The 16,274-nt window shown below is 51.7% G+C and carries 19 protein-coding genes; 11 read left to right on the top strand and 8 right to left on the bottom strand.

What is annotated here, in order from left to right; translation table 11 throughout:
- Nucleotide 1: 1 nt before the first annotated feature.
- Nucleotides 2-1,420, bottom strand: a complete 1,419-nt coding sequence (locus HMF8227_RS01715) for a HAMP domain-containing sensor histidine kinase (protein ID WP_109338537.1) — start codon at nucleotides 1,418-1,420, stop codon at nucleotides 2-4.
- A gap of 382 nt (nucleotides 1,421-1,802) precedes the next feature.
- Between HMF8227_RS01715 and HMF8227_RS01710 the strand changes: the two genes are divergently transcribed.
- From HMF8227_RS01710 to HMF8227_RS01685, 6 genes are all read left to right on the top strand, one after another.
- On the top strand, nucleotides 1,803-2,009 hold the full coding sequence (locus HMF8227_RS01710) for a hypothetical protein (RefSeq protein ID WP_109338536.1): 207 nt from the start codon (nucleotides 1,803-1,805) through the stop codon (nucleotides 2,007-2,009).
- Nucleotides 2,010-2,338: 329 nt separating this feature from the next.
- A complete protein-coding gene (gene rpoH, locus HMF8227_RS01705) occupies nucleotides 2,339-3,190 on the top strand; it encodes an RNA polymerase sigma factor RpoH (protein ID WP_109338535.1) in 852 nt (283 codons plus the stop codon).
- Nucleotides 3,191-3,402: 212 nt separating this feature from the next.
- Nucleotides 3,403-4,002 carry a response regulator transcription factor gene (locus HMF8227_RS01700; RefSeq protein ID WP_109338534.1) on the top strand — a complete coding sequence of 200 codons (600 nt, stop codon included), beginning with the start codon at nucleotides 3,403-3,405 and terminating at the stop codon, nucleotides 4,000-4,002.
- Nucleotides 3,999-5,747: an ATP-binding response regulator gene (locus HMF8227_RS01695; RefSeq protein ID WP_109338533.1), complete on the top strand. Its 1,749-nt coding sequence runs from the start codon at nucleotides 3,999-4,001 to the stop codon at nucleotides 5,745-5,747. Before HMF8227_RS01700 ends, HMF8227_RS01695 begins: the two co-directional genes overlap by 4 nt.
- Before the next feature lie 109 nt (nucleotides 5,748-5,856).
- Complete coding sequence (locus HMF8227_RS01690; protein WP_109338532.1) at nucleotides 5,857-7,167, top strand: hypothetical protein; 1,311 nt, start codon at nucleotides 5,857-5,859, stop codon at nucleotides 7,165-7,167.
- A gap of 61 nt (nucleotides 7,168-7,228) precedes the next feature.
- A complete protein-coding gene (locus tag HMF8227_RS01685) occupies nucleotides 7,229-7,810 on the top strand; it encodes a hypothetical protein (RefSeq protein WP_162558457.1) in 582 nt (193 codons plus the stop codon).
- A gap of 250 nt (nucleotides 7,811-8,060) precedes the next feature.
- On the opposite strand, the gene HMF8227_RS15000 is transcribed toward HMF8227_RS01685, so the two are convergent.
- The 4 genes from HMF8227_RS15000 to HMF8227_RS01660 all read right to left on the bottom strand — a co-directional run bounded on the left by HMF8227_RS15000 (nucleotide 8,061) and on the right by HMF8227_RS01660 (nucleotide 10,537).
- Complete coding sequence (locus tag HMF8227_RS15000) at nucleotides 8,061-8,207, bottom strand: hypothetical protein (RefSeq protein WP_162558456.1); 147 nt, start codon at nucleotides 8,205-8,207, stop codon at nucleotides 8,061-8,063.
- A 367-nt stretch (nucleotides 8,208-8,574) separates the two neighbouring features.
- Nucleotides 8,575-9,234 (bottom strand): hypothetical protein, encoded by a 660-nt coding sequence (locus HMF8227_RS01670; protein ID WP_109338528.1) that lies wholly within the window; start codon nucleotides 9,232-9,234, stop codon nucleotides 8,575-8,577.
- Nucleotides 9,235-9,304: 70 nt separating this feature from the next.
- The gene (locus HMF8227_RS01665; protein ID WP_109338527.1) at nucleotides 9,305-9,571 is read right to left on the bottom strand and encodes a DUF4282 domain-containing protein; all 267 of its coding nucleotides are present in this window, start codon (nucleotides 9,569-9,571) and stop codon (nucleotides 9,305-9,307) included.
- Nucleotides 9,572-9,622: 51 nt separating this feature from the next.
- The gene (locus tag HMF8227_RS01660; protein WP_109338526.1) at nucleotides 9,623-10,537 is read right to left on the bottom strand and encodes a bifunctional GNAT family N-acetyltransferase/hotdog fold thioesterase; all 915 of its coding nucleotides are present in this window, start codon (nucleotides 10,535-10,537) and stop codon (nucleotides 9,623-9,625) included.
- An 87-nt stretch (nucleotides 10,538-10,624) separates the two neighbouring features.
- On the opposite strand from HMF8227_RS01660, the gene HMF8227_RS01655 reads away from it, so the two are divergent.
- Complete coding sequence (locus HMF8227_RS01655) at nucleotides 10,625-11,380, top strand: spermidine synthase (protein ID WP_162558455.1); 756 nt, start codon at nucleotides 10,625-10,627, stop codon at nucleotides 11,378-11,380.
- Here the strand turns inward: HMF8227_RS01655 and dtd are convergent.
- Nucleotides 11,377-11,814 carry a D-aminoacyl-tRNA deacylase gene (gene dtd, locus HMF8227_RS01650; RefSeq protein WP_109338524.1) on the bottom strand — a complete coding sequence of 146 codons (438 nt, stop codon included), beginning with the start codon at nucleotides 11,812-11,814 and terminating at the stop codon, nucleotides 11,377-11,379. The two genes, HMF8227_RS01655 and dtd, sit on opposite strands and share 4 nt — an antisense overlap.
- A 124-nt stretch (nucleotides 11,815-11,938) precedes the next feature.
- Between dtd and HMF8227_RS01645 the strand changes: the two genes are divergently transcribed.
- Nucleotides 11,939-12,181, top strand: coding sequence for a hypothetical protein (locus HMF8227_RS01645; RefSeq protein WP_109338523.1), 243 nt, complete (start codon nucleotides 11,939-11,941; stop codon nucleotides 12,179-12,181).
- Complete coding sequence (locus HMF8227_RS01640) at nucleotides 12,178-12,813, top strand: DUF2959 domain-containing protein (protein ID WP_109338522.1); 636 nt, start codon at nucleotides 12,178-12,180, stop codon at nucleotides 12,811-12,813. The genes HMF8227_RS01645 and HMF8227_RS01640 overlap by 4 nt, the downstream gene beginning before the upstream one ends.
- Here HMF8227_RS01640 and HMF8227_RS01635 read toward each other — a convergent pair.
- Both HMF8227_RS01635 and metF read right to left on the bottom strand, forming a co-directional pair.
- Nucleotides 12,794-13,717, bottom strand: coding sequence for a virulence factor BrkB family protein (locus tag HMF8227_RS01635; protein ID WP_420820546.1), 924 nt, complete (start codon nucleotides 13,715-13,717; stop codon nucleotides 12,794-12,796). The two genes, HMF8227_RS01640 and HMF8227_RS01635, sit on opposite strands and share 20 nt — an antisense overlap.
- 49 nt (nucleotides 13,718-13,766) lie before the next feature.
- Nucleotides 13,767-14,657 (bottom strand): methylenetetrahydrofolate reductase, encoded by an 891-nt coding sequence (gene metF, locus HMF8227_RS01630; RefSeq protein WP_109338520.1) that lies wholly within the window; start codon nucleotides 14,655-14,657, stop codon nucleotides 13,767-13,769.
- A gap of 163 nt (nucleotides 14,658-14,820) precedes the next feature.
- Here metF and metJ point away from each other — a divergent pair, with 163 nt between their 5' ends.
- Nucleotides 14,821-15,162, top strand: a complete 342-nt coding sequence (metJ, locus tag HMF8227_RS01625; RefSeq protein WP_109338519.1) for a met regulon transcriptional regulator MetJ — start codon at nucleotides 14,821-14,823, stop codon at nucleotides 15,160-15,162.
- Between the two features lie 431 nt (nucleotides 15,163-15,593).
- Nucleotides 15,594-16,244 (top strand): DUF6198 family protein, encoded by a 651-nt coding sequence (locus tag HMF8227_RS01620; protein WP_109338518.1) that lies wholly within the window; start codon nucleotides 15,594-15,596, stop codon nucleotides 16,242-16,244.
- Nucleotides 16,245-16,274 lie beyond the last annotated feature (30 nt).

Here is a 16,274-nt window from a genome sequence, read left to right as displayed (position 1 = left end):
GTTACTCCTTCGGCAGGGACAGAATGAAACAACCGCCTTCATCGTTCGTTTCGGCGCGAATTGTACCACCGTATTTACGCATTAGCTCACGCACGATGGTCAGGCCCAGACCTGAGCTTTTTAGCTTACTGTGACCGTTGCCTTGTGCCTGTACAAAAGGCTCAAAAATACTTTCTCGTTGGGAGTCCTTAATGCCTGGCCCCTGGTCTTGAACGGTCAGTCGATAGTCTTGCTCAGTTTCCGACAACGACAGCCGAATCACACCACCTTCGGGGGAAAACTTAATGGCGTTCGATACCAGGTTGTCCAAAATCATGCGCAGGTGTTCCTGATGCACGGGCCAGTCGGCGTCTTGTTGCGGCCCCTTCAGAGAGAGCTGTCGGGCATTAAGCTCAAGGCGCCGTTCCCGTTCAACACGTTCTAATACCTTTGAAATCTGGCAGTGGCTGTCGTGCGAGAGCTGAGCGTCATCCAATAACAGGTTAAAGTTCAGCAAGTCCTCGATCAGATGCTGCAAGCGGTTAACACTGGTACGGATAATATCGGCCACTTCACTCTGGGTGTCCGTGAGAGGACCGGCAGTGCGGTCGTAAAGCAGCTCAGCCCCTTCACGAATGGCGGCCAGCGGGGTTTTCAGCTCATGGGAGATCTGTCGGATAAACTGGGTCTTCTGCTGCTCAAGCTGCAGTAACTGTCGGCGCATAGCGTCCAGGATCGCCCCCACCTCGGCGATGTCCTCAGCCCCGCTCACCGATACCGGTGCCGATAAATCGCCCTGCTCTAACCGCCCAATTTGCTGCTTTAAGCGCTTCAATGGGCGACCAATCAGCCACAAGAACAGAAAGGCCACCACCATCGTAACAGGAAACAACCAGGTGGCCTGCAACAGCGTCTGGCGCAGTTCATCGGCACGGATCTCGATGCCTGTAACCCGCTGTTCGATGGCTTCCCGGTTTAGCTCATACAGTTGCTGACTCATCTGGGTCAGCTCGGCGTAACCTTGCTGAATGGCCGCAACCGTTAATCCCATCCGTTGCTGACTGATTTGCTGATGCAAGAGCTGCTCCTTGGCCCCCAACCGGCGCAACATTTCTGCCACTGCTTGATAGGACCTGTGCTGCTGCTCCGCAAGTAAGCTTTGCCAGCGCTGCCGCAAACTTTGATAGCGGCTCAGTATCTCAGGGTCTTCCAACACCTGATACTGACTGGCAGTACGCTCCATATTCTGCAGCAACTGGGCAACCTGACGAGACGCATCCACCGAACGGGCCACTTCGCTCACCGCCGACGCGCCCTCCGAAGACAGCCGCTCCAGATGCAACAATGCCATTCCCAATGCCAGCATCAGGGGTAGACTGACAGCGATAAAACCAAGCAAGGTCAGTCGTCTGATGGACGGTGACCAGGGCTGTCGGGGCATAAGCGCTCCTTAAATGGCTAATTGGGTGTTCAGATTAGAGGCTTAAATTAGCAGGAAGTCAGGACAAAACACAGCGCAAGCGAGTTGTCGTTTTTCTGCGACAGCCCCATTACCATACCTCAAGAAAACAACCTAATTATTTGTTATTAAAAGATAAATCAATGAGTAGACTGACGGAGCCAAGATCATTTCCCAGTTATCGGCCCTGCCTCCCTGTCGCTCACAGGCGACAGTTATTGCCTCGTTAACACGGCAACCCTCTCCCGAAAGTCAGAAATACTAGATAAGACATTGATAATAAATAACTTTATAAAGATGGCACAATACTGGCTATGTCTGATTGCGTCTGGATAACAATGAACAACTCGTACAGGAGAACATTATGTTGAAACAAACTTTAATCGCCGTAGCGGCATTAACGAGTTTAGGTGCTTTCGCGGCCAATCCTCCTCAAAAAGCGGAAGAAGCCAAACAGGAAGCTCAGCAAAAAGCCGAACAAGCGAAACAAAAGGGTATGGATAAAGCCGAAGCTATGAAGCAAAAGGCTAAGGACAAAAAAGCCCAAGCGGAACAAGACGACAAGTCTTAACTGAATGCGGTGCCGTGCCCCCCAACACGGTACCTCATTCCGAGCTTCTGCGGAATGATTCAGAAGCAGGCGACGGAACCGCCAAAGCCCATCCACAGGGGTGAGTTTACTTCCCCCCTCACTCCTGCTGGTATCTTGTGGCACCCTATGCCTTGTCATTTGGGTGTCACACCCCCAACTTAACCTGCCTATACTGTGGATTAGGGAACTGTTTTAATCCAACAAGGTCAGACATGCGTAGCAACCCCCGGCAACGAGCATTTAAGGGCTAGCGATCCCGGCCCCGGTGGTGCTACACTCAGGAATTGGATTTTCACGCGAGGTAATCGATGAGCAAGAACATGCAATCAATGGCATTAAGCGTACCGCAGACAGGCAGTCTGGAGGCCTATGTTCAGGCTGTGAACGCGATTGATATGCTCTCAGCCGAAGAAGAAAAGTCACTGGCCGAACGCCTGTATCACGACGGCGATCTGGAAGCGGCTCGTAAGCTGATTATGTCGCATCTGCGCTTTGTGGTGCATATTGCCAAGTCCTACTCCGGTTACGGCCTGCCTCAGGGCGATCTGATTCAGGAAGGCAATATCGGTCTGATGAAGGCAGTCAAACGCTTTAACCCGGAAGTCGGCGTGCGTTTGGTGTCTTTCGCTGTTCACTGGATTAAGGCCGAGATTCACGAATTCGTACTGAAGAACTGGCGCATCGTTAAAGTGGCCACCACCAAGGCCCAGCGCAAATTGTTCTTTAACCTGCGTAAGGCGAAAAAGCGCCTTGGTTGGTTCACCCATGAAGAAGTGAAGCGTGTTGCCGATGAACTGGGCGTCAGCACCAAAGAAGTGATGCAGATGGAAGGTCGTATGAGCAGTCAGGATCAAGCCTTTGACCTGTCTTCCGACGACGATGAAAACGGCACATATGCACCGGTTCAGTTCCTGGAAGACAAGTCAGCCGACGTAGAGACCGAAGTCATCAACAGCGACTGGTCCGACAGCGCGACTCAGCGCCTGCACTCCGCCATCAAGACACTGGACGAGCGCAGCCAGCATATTATCCAGACCCGCTGGCTGGCCGAAGACAAGACCACTTTGCAGGACCTGGCCGATCACTACGACGTTTCCGCCGAACGCGTGCGTCAGATTGAGAAAAACGCCATTAAGAAACTGCAGTCGGCGATGATTTAATACATTGTCTTAGTTCTCGAGAAAAGGCGCCGGTTGGCGCCTTTTTTGTGTTCTGTAGTCCGCCAGCCTCTGCCCCAGTGCCAGACATCATCCACCTGCCAGTATCGCGTGACTGTTACCCTCTATAACCATTGTTAAAAAGTGCGATGAATTGAGTCCCGTTGCGGTTAAGATAGTCAATGAAGGAATAATGGAATCAGTGGAATACACTTATGCGAATTGTGATTGCTGATGATCATCAGCTCTTTCGTGAAGGACTGAAACTCATTCTGAGCAGCGAGCCCAAGTGGAGCGTTGTCGCGGAAGTCGCTAGCGCGGAGGAGCTGCTCAAGACGGTCAAGGCCGAGCAACCCGATCTGGTCATGCTCGACTACCGAATGCCGGGCGGCGGCGCCTTATCCGCTCTCGAGTACATAAAGAAGCGCTACTCCAACATTAAAGTCATTATGTTAACGGGGGTGCAGTCTCGCGCCCTATTCAGGCAAATGACAAGCTGTCACGCCGATGGCGTGCTGCTTAAAGAGATGTCGGCCGGTGACATGCTTAAGGCCGTGCATACGGTGTTAACCGGAAAAAAAGTCTATTCCCCTGCTGTTACCGATGAGCTAGGTTCTTTGCCACCTGACCTTACCGCCAGAGAGTTTCAGGTGCTGGATCTTGTATTAGCCGGGCTCAACAGCCAGACCATCGCCGAGAGACTGAACCTTGCCAGTAAAACCGTAGAAAACCATCGTTATAGCCTGATGCAAAAACTGAACGTGAAGAACACGGTTGAGCTTATGCGCTACGCCAACCAACATGGACTACTGTGACGCTCAACCTGATTACTCTTTTTGCCAATAGCTCACAGCCTGACCCCGTTATGGAGTCCAGGCTGGATGTGTTAATCCGACAGACTAACTTGTCCGGTGTCGTCAGCATCGGCGCCGCTGTCATCTTAGCGATATTAGTGCACACCCGTTTTGATATGGCGGGGTTACTGCTCTGGGTTTCAACTTTTGTCGCCATAACCCTGTTCCGATTTTTGTTTGTCTATGGGCCTATTCAAAAGCGGCGAGCGGAAGGAGAAAAACGCTACCAGCTCTACCACCTGATGATCGTGCTGTTTCTTTTGCTGTCAGGTACTAACTGGGGCGCGGGTGTCTATGCCTTTTTGCCCGCCCCCGATGCGACAGAACTCTTTGTTACCTTTTTTATTTTCATTTTTGGAATAACCACCGGCTTACTCGTAGCACTGGTGTATTCATTTTGGGGCTATATGGTGTTCCTGCTGCCAATGATGGGCGCAACGGCGCTGCGGGTCCTGGAGTTTGAGCAACCATTGTTGCTGACCGGCCTGGGTCTTTACAGCGCATACCTGACCGTGACCGCAATGCGCTTGTCCAAGGTGGTGACCAACGCCATCAGTATCGACGCGGCAAACGCCAGTCTTCTGCAGCAAGTCACCGAAGAGAAAATCAAAGCTGAACAGGCCAATGCCGAAAAATCCCGCTTTTTAGCCGCCGCCAGTCACGATCTGCGTCAGCCTTTAAACGCGATTGGATTGTTTATTCAGGCGTTGACTCAGCGACTGTCCACGACCCAACATCAGGATATTCTGTCCCCGCTGGGACAATCCTTTTCCTCACTAAAGCGCCTGTTGGATACCCTGCTCGATCTGTCCCGACTGGACTCCGGCGATCTGGAACTGGACTGGCGTCAGGTAACGCTGGACAGTGTTATGCTGCCACTGCTGGATGAATTTAGGGTCAAAGCCACAAATAAAGGTCTGAGCATCGACTACGCTTCTTGCGATGTGGTGGTGCAAACCGACCCGATGGTATTGGCCCGTATCCTGCGCAACCTGCTCGACAATGCCGTCAAATATACCCAACAGGGTGGCATCCGCATTCTGGTGTCTCGTCATAACGATCAGCTCAGGCTTTCCGTTCAGGACACTGGGATAGGCATCCCCTGTCAGGAGCTTGACAGGATTTTTAATGAGTATCATCAGATTGCCAATAAACGCCGCGACGCCAGAGAAGGCGTTGGCCTGGGGTTATCCATCGTACAAAAACTGGCTCATCTGCTGGGTAGCGAGGTGGACGTGGAATCGGAACCAGGTAAAGGGTCGGTCTTTTCACTGACCTTGCCGGTAGTTGAGTCCATTATAGCCACGCCAGAAGCTCCTCGCATTCAGGGAAGTCGGCTGTTTGGCGTCAGGGTGCTGTTAATCGATGACGACCCCAACAGCCTCACAGCCCTGAGCCTGGCGCTGGAAGGCCAGCAATGCCATGTCGTCTGCGCACAGAATGACGAACAGGCGCTGAACACCCTGGAGCAACAACGACCGGATATTATTCTGTGTGATTACCGCTTAATGGATGATAAAACCGGTGTCGAACTTATCGCACAGCTGCGTCAGGCACTCGGTGAGCCGGTAAAAGCCATCATATTAACCGGCGATACGGATCCTATGCTTCTTGAACGTATCAAAGCACAACACCTACCCCTGCTAAACAAACCTGTGGATCTCGACGCACTGGAACAGCTGATCTTCGATCTGTTATCAGAATAAGTCTCACCTCAGCCAGACAAAATGAGGGTTTTCACCCAAGCCTTAGCAGTAAGAATTTGGTCCAATCTGCCCGACACGTTTTTGCTTTTTTACCTAGTAGAGAGTAACCATGAATAAACTCGGACTCTGTCTGGCCACAGCCACAACTATTTTTACACTACTTAACTCGCAACAAGCTGCTGCCAGTGCCACAACCGATATTGGCGTTAAACTGGCCGAGAAGGTCGCGGGACTGATACTTGGGGACGCCTTCGAATCGATTTTTGGCGGCGATGATCCTGCTGCTACGCCCCAAGAAGTACAACACATCGTCGATGAAGGATTTAATCAGGCCGCCTTAGATCAAATAGAAGTCAGTATCGGGGACGTGTTCAATGGCATTAACACCTACAACCCCAAGTCAAGCTATCCAACGAACAAAAACAAAATTGATAAAATCGTCGACGACTCGGGTACAGTGCAAAACGAAGTGCGCACTCATATGAACCACAATAATTTTGTTCCTTTGCTAAAAACCTATACCACCGCAGCAACTCTGCGCCTTGGGTTCTTATCAGAACGCCGCCGTTACATCCAAGAAATGGGGCAGGACGAAATTGACAACTTGAGTGCGGCGGATGCGGCGACCAAGGGCCAGGAAATGGCCGCCAAATTGGCTGCAGAACTGCAAGAAGAGAACAATATTATCGCCACCATCGCTCTGGAAGGGGTAACCGATCTTGCGAACTTCTTTTATGAAGATTTCTATGAAAAAGGCCCAGGTACCCAGGGTTGTATTTACAAGTATCCTGAAACACCTTGGGTTGCTCCCAACTATGTTGCACCAAACAACAAAGATTTCGTGGGACAAGATCGCTCAACAGTTACCTGCCGTAAATATGGTCCAATGGGAAAAACAGGACCAATTGGGCCGATACCCGTTGATGTTGCCAGCACTACGCCTTGGCAAACCACCGATGTGATGCCGGTTCATCAAGACGACCTTTGGGCCTTCTCCTTTAAAAAATGGGAGAACAACCCAGGACCGCATAAGTATGATTACCATATGATGGTGGTTAAAGGTGAAGACCTGGCCCGCTATGTCAGAAACTTAAACTCTATTACCAAGTACCCCAACTGGTTCGGCGATGTGGAGACTCAGGCCATCACCTGGATTGATATCATCGCCTCTAACGGCAATGATGACCAGCTGCTGTCATCGTTGAAAAAAGCCACGGAACTGGGTGTGCTCCACAGCAAACTCACCGCCCGCTATCACGCCAAGCACCCGTCCGTTGTTGCAGAGTTTGAGCAATGGTTCCAGGGCAAACTGTCCTCGTGGGGCTTTTCCAGCGACCACGTACCTACCCGCATCAGCTTTGATCCAACGGAGTTTTATCCGACCGATGCGCCGGCCTGGTTAGCGGACGCCATGCAATAACAGGTTATTTGAAACACATACCGGCACTGATTAAGTGCCGGTTTTTCGTATTGAGGTTGCCATGAAATATATCGTTGTCTGCGGCACTGCGCTAACTCTTATAAGCGGCTGTACGTCCCTAGAATACCCTGTACCTAAACAAACTGACTTAAACAATAACCATGTGCTGACCACCACCTCCGGTCAGGGGCAAATCTATGTGATGCAGCGCAATAACAATCATTATCTGTGCTCACTGCCCCAGCCGGATTCGGCGTTTGATCAGAAAGACGGTGGCAACATTGATGTGTCCCTGATCAGTACTGGCGGTGATAGAGGTGCCAGCACCAATGAAGACTCCGAGGAAGTGGAATTGGCCGGCAGAACCCCTACGGTACTTATGACCCGGGAGTTATTTTTTCGCGCCTGTGAGTTTTCCTCTAACTATCAGTTGAGCAAAGACGAAGCCAAAGCGCTGTATATGAAAACCCTTGATGGTGTCATTACAAACTGGGCCATTGAAGCGGCACAAACCACGGTAAAAATCGGCGATACGGTCAGCAATCAAACCGCCATTTCAAACAACAAAAACGATCAGACATCCGTCACTCAGCCATCAACGGATACCACAGACAAGACTAAGACCGGTGTTGACAGTTATTAGCTTATCCAGCCATAACTCGCCCGGACTGGAGCTTTAACCACTAATGTCTCAATTTACAGGAAGAGGTAGAGAAGAAGGTTCACGGCAACCATTACTACAATGCCCAGAAGCATATAGTGCCCGATCAATCGCTTGCGCATTACCTGATTGCGGTAACGGACCTCTTCCGTTTCACTAGTTGCCCTGTGAAGACGAGAGGCGGTGAGCCCGTCTTGCAAAGCGTGTTTTGTATCACCTCCGGTATGCTTTTTCATAGTCTGAGTACCCGTGCATAATTCGCTTCCGCCATCGGCACGATAACCTCACCCTCACCAATTTCCAATAAAGGCCTGAAGAACGGAGAGCGTTCACCGTAATCACGGGCCTCAATGTCATAATGACAGACACTATCGGACACATAATGCTTCTTTAGGAGACTGAACCTGTTTCCCTCCCACCTGGCAACCTGAAAGCCGCTACCTTCCCCAATATAAAACCGACCTGTGCGCAACTCTGGCGCGGGAATGAGTGCGCACCCTTCGGTCAAAAGGGCTAACGAGGATAAAGCTAAAAATGGCTGAAAACAGCCATGCCCGGGGTAAAAATAAGGCTCTGATTTGCACCCGGGCTGGGTCTTTTGTGGTGTTGCGAACGAACCGTTGTACAGCAGGGTGTCAGCGATAACCGAGAAGCATCCATCCTGATAAAGACCGACATTAGCGTTTCGCCCCCGCCCTACATACCAAACGCCTTCGACGAGTTCATCAAAGGGTATCTGTAGGCGTTCACACAAGGCACTCTTCCTCGGAAGAGCCAGATTGCCGGGCATGCATTCTTGCCAGAAATGAATCCAAATTATCACTCTGAGCAATCAACAAGCTATACGGAGCCGCAGAATTGCCTGCCGTAAAAGGCATGGCCTGAACATCTCGGTGTAATTCACTCAGCCACCGCTGTTTTTCCCCCTTTAACTCTGCCGAAGCCCAGTACCGAACATTTTCTGCCCGCCAGGTATCCGCTAACAGAACCGCTTTCACTGCCTTAATCTGTCCCAATGGCTGAGAGTAAACCGGCCTGTCTAACATCCGCACAAAGGCGTCGGCCAAATGCGGCGAACTCAGTCTCTTCAGGTCTTTACACACATAATCAGAAAAGTCACTAACAGGGTAGTCCCGCTTTACTTCTATTAAATAAAGCGTGTTATCAACAAACAGATAGCCGTCAATGTGCTTATTCCACGGGCTATTACTCTTGTCGCCGTCAGTAAAAGGCACTTCCAGCCCCCATCCCGCCTGGGGACATGTTCTCAAAGCCGAGTGAATAAAGCTGAAGGTGAGATTGGCTTCGGCCATTTCGCCCTGAGGCTTGCAGGGCCTGAAACGACTCATTGCCTGCTGATGAAACTCGACGGTGTTTTTAAAGGTATAGCGAATAAAGTCATCCATCACCGGATTCCATTTAGAGTCTTAAACTAAACAGCCAGATCTATGGCTGGCTGCCGGGTGACTCTATTAATCAGAGCTCGTCCTGAGAGGGGGCTTCTCTATCGGCAATACGGCGCAGGTTTTCGTGGATCTTAAACAGCACGATCATCATCTCACACCAGATGCGGGCACCAATGGCACCTGCGACGATAATGCCTAATCCAGCCAGTATGCCGCCGTTGTACTTATCGAACATAGTGCCAATACCGCCAACTAATACCCCTACTAGCATCAGCCAGTAGACCACGGTGATGATTTTGGGCGTGAGCATTGAGTTAAATAAGAAGATATCCTTCATGGTTGTTTCCTTTTGTTGTTATCAAAATCGTCTCGCCATTAATGATTGGCGCTATTCCTTGTCCTTTGCTTTCGGCGGCAGCACCCAATACACACCTTTAAACTCCGCCACCGGGTTCTGGCCGTCATGCAACTCCACCGTCAGGGTAAAAGGGGTTTTCTTACCGCGCATAAGTGGTTCGAACTTTCCCTTCACCGACTCCACATTACACACCCCACGAGGCTGGCTGGTGACCGGCTTATGATAATGAATATCGGCATCACCGAGCACAATCTCCCCACTCAGCTCGCGCTGCTTCAGCATCAAAAAGATCATCCCCCAGCCTGTTAAGGTCGCCAGCGAAAAAATACTGCCGGCGAACATAGTGCCATGCAGGTTAATGTTCTTATTCAACGAGGCTCGCGTTTCCAGGGTTTTGCCCGTGTACTGGAACAACTTGATGCCCATCTGCTCGCTGATGGGAATGGTCTCGTACCAGGTTTTTTGCAATTCACGACACCACTTGGGGTGCAACAGCAAGGCATTGAGGTCAGTAAGTTTCTTGCACATCTGCTCACGCTTTAACTGCCCCAGTTCCGTAGTGGCCTCACCCACTACCTCAAAACCACAACTCAAAAAGAAGTCGGTGGAAGTCTCACGGCTGTTAGTCACCATGCGCTCTGCGCCCTGATTGCGGGCAATGGACTCTAGTGCCGATACGATCAGCTTACCTAAACCTTTACCCTGATAATCGGGGTGCACGGCAATATGACGCACCTGGGCCTCTTCCGGAGTATTAAAATGCAGCCGCCCCACGGCAATAATATCCCCATTGGAGTCCACCACCATGCGGTGGCTACTGACCTGCTCGTATTCGTCTTTCTCCGAACCCTCTGGGTAGTTCCAGGGTTTGCGCAACATCTGCCAGCGAAACTGAAAGTAGTGCTCCAGTTCCAGTTCGGTTTCGGGCGTTTGCACCTTAAACATAAGGCTCCTCTTGATTGCGCCAGACAATGGCGGTTTTCTCCATCGACAATGATGGCTATATTGGCACAATCCCTAATCGAATCCTATATGAGGTCGCCCCTGTTTAGTCTGAAGCAGGACCTGCATCACCGGCAGCTACTCTACTGGCAGCAGCGTGAGCAAATAGCGGTGTATGAAAATGATCACTACCGCTGGTTGACCATCGGCCAGACAGTGCAGTCGGTCATGGCACGCAACAAGCCCAGCTGTCCCGTTCTGCCCCACCTGCATGCAATGGCCATGGCGCTGTTCGCCGCCCCCAACGCAAAAATGATCATGGAGCTGGGGCTTGGCGGCGGAGCACTGGCGCGTCTGCTGCCAAAAACGCACCCTCAAGCGCGACTGACTTCCGTGGAGCTGAGCCCGACGGTGATTGACTGTTTCAGGCGCTTTTTTAACCCTGAGGCCTGTGTATCCCAGGTAATTCAAGCCGATGGCTGTAAGCAGATAGTAAAAACGACGAATCTTGAGCTGTTGTTTGTGGATATTTTTCAGTCGTCCCAGTTACCGCCTGCCATGGAACAACCCGAGTTTTATCGTCATTGCCTAAATGCCTTAAATCACAATGGTGTGCTCTGCCTTAATCTACTGCCGCAAAACGCACTGTTGGTCCGAAACCTAAAACAGTTGCTGCTCCAGTTAACCGGTCATCCACCCTGGGTTTTTCGGGTACCGGGCTATCGCAACGCCATACTGGTTGCCGGTAAAAAACCTCTGGGCACGATCACTGAGCAGGCAAAGAACTTAAAGCGGTTTGCCCAGCGCCATCATCTGGACCTCAGCCTGATAGAGCCGGTACTTTAGACCCTGAGCTCAAAGGTCACCGGACCGTCGTTGACCAGGCTCACTTGCATATCGGCGCCGAACTGACCAGTGGTACAGGCAACGTCCTGCGAACGCACCTGCTCGACAAAGTACTCATACAACCGCTCGCTCATTGCTGGCGAGCCCGCCGACGAGAAGCTGGGCCGATTGCCCTTGCGGGTATCCGCCGCCAGAGTGAACTGAGACACCACCAGCACCTGACCGCCCACCTGGCGGACATTCAGATTCATCTTGTCGTCCTCATCACTGAAAATACGGTAGTTCAACACCCGCTCGCACAAACGCTTTGCTTTGGCCTCATCATCGTCTTTTTCTATCCCCAGTAACACCAAAAGCCCCTGCTCAATGGCTCCGATGGTTTGACCCTTCACATCCACGCTGGCGTGCTTTACTCGTTGAATCAGGGCTATCACGGCAAGACTCTCCTTACACTTTGTCACAGAATAAATTTGACCAGCTCGCCATTCTGGCACAGCTTGTTTAAGCGGGCGAATTGGATTAACTTAACTCAACACCTTTAAAAACAGGAGTCATAACATGGCAGGACAAGGTTCAGGCGGCAATGTACTGGCCGCCATTTGCAGTTTTTTCTTCCCCGGACTGGGACAACTGGTTCAAGGCCGGATCCTGGCTGCACTGCTGTTTGCAGTGTTGACCTACGGCAGCTACGCCTTGGCGGCCACGGTAATCCTGATTTTCATGTGGGTACCTGGCGTTATTTTTCACCTTTGGGCCATTATTGACGCCGCTAAATTCCGCGCGCCGGGTGACCTGCCATGAAACGCCTGCTGACGCTGATGGCCACCATGCTTGTTCTGGCTGGCTGTCAGTCGGCTTATTATGCCGCTATGGAAAAGGTGGGGTTTGAAAAGCGTGACATCCTGGTGGATCGGGTAGAGGACGCCCGCGACGCTCAGGAGGATGCTCAGCAGCAATTCAGCTCAGCGCTGGAAGAGTTTAGCCACCTGATCGACTTCGACGGCGGCGAGTTGCAAACCGTCTACAACAACCTCAAGGACGAGTACGAGGCCAGTCAGGCATCGGCCGAGCGCGTTAGCGAGCGTATCGACAGTATTGAGGATGTGGCGGGGGATCTTTTTGCCGAATGGGAACAGGAGTTAGCCCAATACTCTAACGAATCGCTACGTCGCGACAGTCGGCGCAAACTGAGTGAGACCGAGCGCCGCTATCAAAACCTGATACGGTCAATGCGTCGGGCCGAGAGCCGTATGGAACCAGTTTTAACGGCGTTGAACGACAATGTGCTTTATCTGAAGCACAACCTGAACGCCAACGCCATTGGCGCCTTACAGAGTGAACTGGGCTCGATTCGCAATGACGTCGACCAGTTGATAAAAGAAATGAACAGCGCCATTGCCGAGTCCAACGACTTCATTCAGACTCTGCGCTAGTGTCACGGTTGGATGTCGCCGAATCGGCATCCCTACCCTGCCTTTCATCCTCGTGTTCCCGTTTATTGGCACGAGCCAGGGTTTCTACCTGCACGGTAAACTCCGCTCCCAACAACACCACAATCCACGACAGATAAACCCACACAAACAGCAGCGGCACCACTGCCAACGCCCCGTAGATCACCTGGTAGGAAGGGAAACTCGCGACATACAGGGCAAAACCTTTCTTAGACAGTTCAAATAGCACCGTTGCCAGCACCGCACCGGCGAGAGCATGCTTGGTGCGCACGGTTTTATTGGGCACCACCATGTAGAGAATGAAAAAGGCGCCTGCCGATGTGAGAAAGGGTACCGCCTTCAGCATAGCCGTTGTAATACCGGGGGTATACTCTTCGGCATAAGAGGCCAGCCCAACCAGATAGGAGCTGATGGCCAGCCCTGAGCCGATCAACATGGGCCCCAGAGTGAGCACCATCCAATAGATAGCAAAGGTAAAAATGGGCCGCCGATCACTGTGCACATGCCAGATGCGGTTAAGGGTTTTATCCACATTGGAAATCAGCAGCAGCGCGACCACTACCAGAAACAGGATACTGACCGCCCCCATTTCAGAGGCATTGCCGACAAATTCGGCCACATACTTTTGCACCATGTCACCGGCATGGGGCACAAAGTTATCGAAGATAAAAGATTCCAGTTTTTCCCGCGCCCCTTCAAAGGCCGGAAAAGCCGACAGCACACTGAAGAACACCATGATGAAGGGTACCAGCGACAGCAAAGACACATAGGCCAGATGCCCGGCAGAGACGGTAATCTTATCCTCCTTGCACCGTTCCACCAGCCCACTCAGCAAGGGCTTGGTCTGAGACAGCCAAAAGATGGCTTTTTGCTTTATAACATCCATTTTAGGTGCCATGAATAGGCTCGCTTATCGGCTTCAACACCCGATAAGTTTACCCCTGTTCGGCTCTTAACCCCAACATATGGCAGATAGCAAAGCTCAATTCGCTGCGATTCAGGGTGTAAAAGTGGAAGTTACGCACCCCTTCTTTGGCCAGGATCTTAACCATATCCATGGAAATACTGGCCCCCAGCAGGTTTCGGGTAGTCTGGTCGTTCTCGTCCAGGCCTTCGTACATGCGGTGCAGCCAGTTCGGTACATTCACATTGGTCATGCCGGCAAACTTAACCAGTGTCTTGTAGTTGGTTACCGGCAAGATGCCCGGGATCAGGTTCGCCTCGATGCCCGCTGCCGCGGCGCGGTCACGAAAACGCAGAAACACTTCAGCATCGAAGAAAAACTGGGTAATGGCCTGGTCAGCCCCAGCATCGACCTTGCGCTTCAGGTTTAAAAGATCAAACTGGCTGTTGGGCGCTTCTGGGTGTACTTCAGGATAGGCAGCCACAGAGATATCGAAGTCTGCCACTTCTTTAAGCAAGGCGACGAGGTCGGCGCCGTAAAGCTCGGTTTCTGTCACACCCGGCGGCAAATCGCCCCGCAGCGCGACAATGCGGCGAATTCCGGCATCCCAGTAATCTTTGGCTATCTGCACCAGCTCTTCGCGACTGGCATCCACGCAGGTTAAGTGCGGCGCGGCAGAAATACCGGTTTCGTTTTGTATGCGTTTGACCACATCATGGGTGCGATCCCGCTCGCCACTGTTGGCCCCATAGGTGACCGACATATAAGCCGGCTTGAGGGGTGCCAGACGCTCAACAGAGCTCCACAGGGTTTGTTCCATTTGCTCGGTTTTCGGCGGAAAGAATTCAAAGGACACATCAATATTTTTGATGTCGGCCAGCGATTGATTGAGCGCATCGATGCCCCGAGCGTATGAAACCATAATTAAACTCCTGATAAATAGCGTCTGCCAGTAGACGTTTAGACGTCCAAATCTATCCCGCGCTGTACACAGACGTCAAGATGTTTAGGCATCTATGATTGACTGTTGGCGCCTAACAGTTAGAATTTTCCACCATAAGATACAATTAAAACAGGCGATGCGCATGGCAAAGTGGGACGGCGAATACATTAACCCCTACGCTGAACACGGTAAAAAAAGCGAGCAGGTGAAAAAAGTCACCGTCTCAATCCCTCTGAGAGTGTTAAAGGTACTCACCGACGAGCGAACCCGTCGTCAGGTGAATAACCTGCGCCACGCCACCAACTCTGAGCTGTTGTGTGAGGCCTTTGTCCACGCGTTTACCGGCCAGCCTCTGCCGGACGATGATGACCTGCGCAAAGACAATCCCTACCGTATTCCAGCCGAAGCCCGCCGTATTATGGAACAGATGGGCATCGATGTGGAACAGGCGGAAAAAGACGAAGAGGACAAGGTGGAAGAGTAATTTCCACCTTTGAGGCGATAGCTCTTGGGCGACTGCGTTATAAGACGAGCCGGGCCATAGCAATTCACGTCATGGATCTGCTCTCACCAACCCGGTGGGGGCTGGAGCCTTTCCTATGTCTGTTGTTCCCCACCGACAAGCAGCGTTACTGAGCGGCGGCTCTCTTCTCACTTGGGTAGCAGCTTCAGCATCCTCTGGGCAACACCAGACACAAGTTTAACAACGCCGCTGAATCATCTAAAACATTAACCTTATGGGACAGGAGCTAACACCTCCGCTACAAGAAAAACAAAGGCTTTACCGGGTATTCACAAGTCGTAAAGATAAACTTGCAACGGTGGTTATTTGGCCAAGCCTGAGTTTAATGGCAAGCCTGATTGACACTTACCGAAAGCGTATAATCCGCGCCAAACTCCGCAACGATCCAGGTTATGAACTCAGCATCCCACCGCATTTATGAAGACATCTTCGCCCTGTTTTGTGCCGGGCTGTTTGTGGCCTTCGGTGTGTATCTGTTCCAGGCCCAGGACTTAATGGTCGGCGGCGCCGCCGGCCTGGCACTATTGGGCACCCACGCCACCGGGATGGATTTTGGCCTAGTGTTTTTTGTGATCAACATTCCCTTTTATGCCCTGGCGTGGACACAAATCAGCAAAAGGTTCACCCTAAACACCTTTGTGTCGGTGACCACCATCTCCGTGATGAGTGAGCAGGTGCATCATTTCGTGGATATCAGCCGTATCCACCCTCTGTTTGCCGCAGTCATGGGCGGTATTTTGATTGGGGTAGGTATTCTGATGATGTTCCGACATAAGTCGAGTCTCGGCGGATTAGGCATTCTGGCCTACTACCTTCAGGCCCGCTTCGGCATCCGCGCCGGAACTTTCCAGCTGGCCGTGGACAGCGTGATCCTGCTCTCTGCTCTGGTATTCATCAGCCCCTATCTGGTTGGCATTTCGATTCTGGCCGCGCTTTGTCTGAACCTGGTGATTTCTCTTAACCACCGGCCCGAGCGTTACCAGTTAGCAACCAAACAAAGCCGCGCACCTCAGGGCGGGCGCTTAAGCACCCAGCAGGGGTGAATGCAGGCAAAGAAAAGGCAGCTCTCGGCT

Source organism: Saliniradius amylolyticus, from assembly GCF_003143555.1.
Classification (GTDB): Bacteria; Pseudomonadota; Gammaproteobacteria; order Enterobacterales; family Alteromonadaceae; genus Saliniradius; species Saliniradius amylolyticus.
The sequence above is the reverse complement of the archived record's forward strand: the minus strand, read 5'-3'. Positions and strand labels throughout refer to the sequence as shown.

What these genes read in the sequence shown, in the direction of transcription:
- HMF8227_RS01715 (WP_109338537.1), bottom strand. Translation starts at nt 1,420, where the DNA reads ATGCCCCGACAGCCCTGGTCACCGTCCATCAGACGACTGACCTTGCTT.
- HMF8227_RS01710 (WP_109338536.1), top strand. Translation starts at nt 1,803, where the DNA reads ATGTTGAAACAAACTTTAATCGCCGTAGCGGCATTAACGAGTTTAGGT.
- rpoH (WP_109338535.1), top strand. Translation starts at nt 2,339, where the DNA reads ATGAGCAAGAACATGCAATCAATGGCATTAAGCGTACCGCAGACAGGC.
- HMF8227_RS01700 (WP_109338534.1), top strand. Translation starts at nt 3,403, where the DNA reads ATGCGAATTGTGATTGCTGATGATCATCAGCTCTTTCGTGAAGGACTG.
- HMF8227_RS01690 (WP_109338532.1), top strand. Translation starts at nt 5,857, where the DNA reads ATGAATAAACTCGGACTCTGTCTGGCCACAGCCACAACTATTTTTACA.
- HMF8227_RS01685 (WP_162558457.1), top strand. Translation starts at nt 7,229, where the DNA reads ATGAAATATATCGTTGTCTGCGGCACTGCGCTAACTCTTATAAGCGGC.
- HMF8227_RS01670 (WP_109338528.1), bottom strand. Translation starts at nt 9,234, where the DNA reads ATGGATGACTTTATTCGCTATACCTTTAAAAACACCGTCGAGTTTCAT.
- HMF8227_RS01665 (WP_109338527.1), bottom strand. Translation starts at nt 9,571, where the DNA reads ATGAAGGATATCTTCTTATTTAACTCAATGCTCACGCCCAAAATCATC.
- HMF8227_RS01660 (WP_109338526.1), bottom strand. Translation starts at nt 10,537, where the DNA reads ATGTTTAAGGTGCAAACGCCCGAAACCGAACTGGAACTGGAGCACTAC.
- HMF8227_RS01655 (WP_162558455.1), top strand. Translation starts at nt 10,625, where the DNA reads ATGAGGTCGCCCCTGTTTAGTCTGAAGCAGGACCTGCATCACCGGCAG.
- HMF8227_RS01645 (WP_109338523.1), top strand. Translation starts at nt 11,939, where the DNA reads ATGGCAGGACAAGGTTCAGGCGGCAATGTACTGGCCGCCATTTGCAGT.
- HMF8227_RS01640 (WP_109338522.1), top strand. Translation starts at nt 12,178, where the DNA reads ATGAAACGCCTGCTGACGCTGATGGCCACCATGCTTGTTCTGGCTGGC.
- HMF8227_RS01635 (WP_420820546.1), bottom strand. Translation starts at nt 13,717, where the DNA reads ATGGATGTTATAAAGCAAAAAGCCATCTTTTGGCTGTCTCAGACCAAG.
- metF (WP_109338520.1), bottom strand. Translation starts at nt 14,657, where the DNA reads ATGGTTTCATACGCTCGGGGCATCGATGCGCTCAATCAATCGCTGGCC.
- metJ (WP_109338519.1), top strand. Translation starts at nt 14,821, where the DNA reads ATGGCAAAGTGGGACGGCGAATACATTAACCCCTACGCTGAACACGGT.
- HMF8227_RS01620 (WP_109338518.1), top strand. Translation starts at nt 15,594, where the DNA reads ATGAACTCAGCATCCCACCGCATTTATGAAGACATCTTCGCCCTGTTT.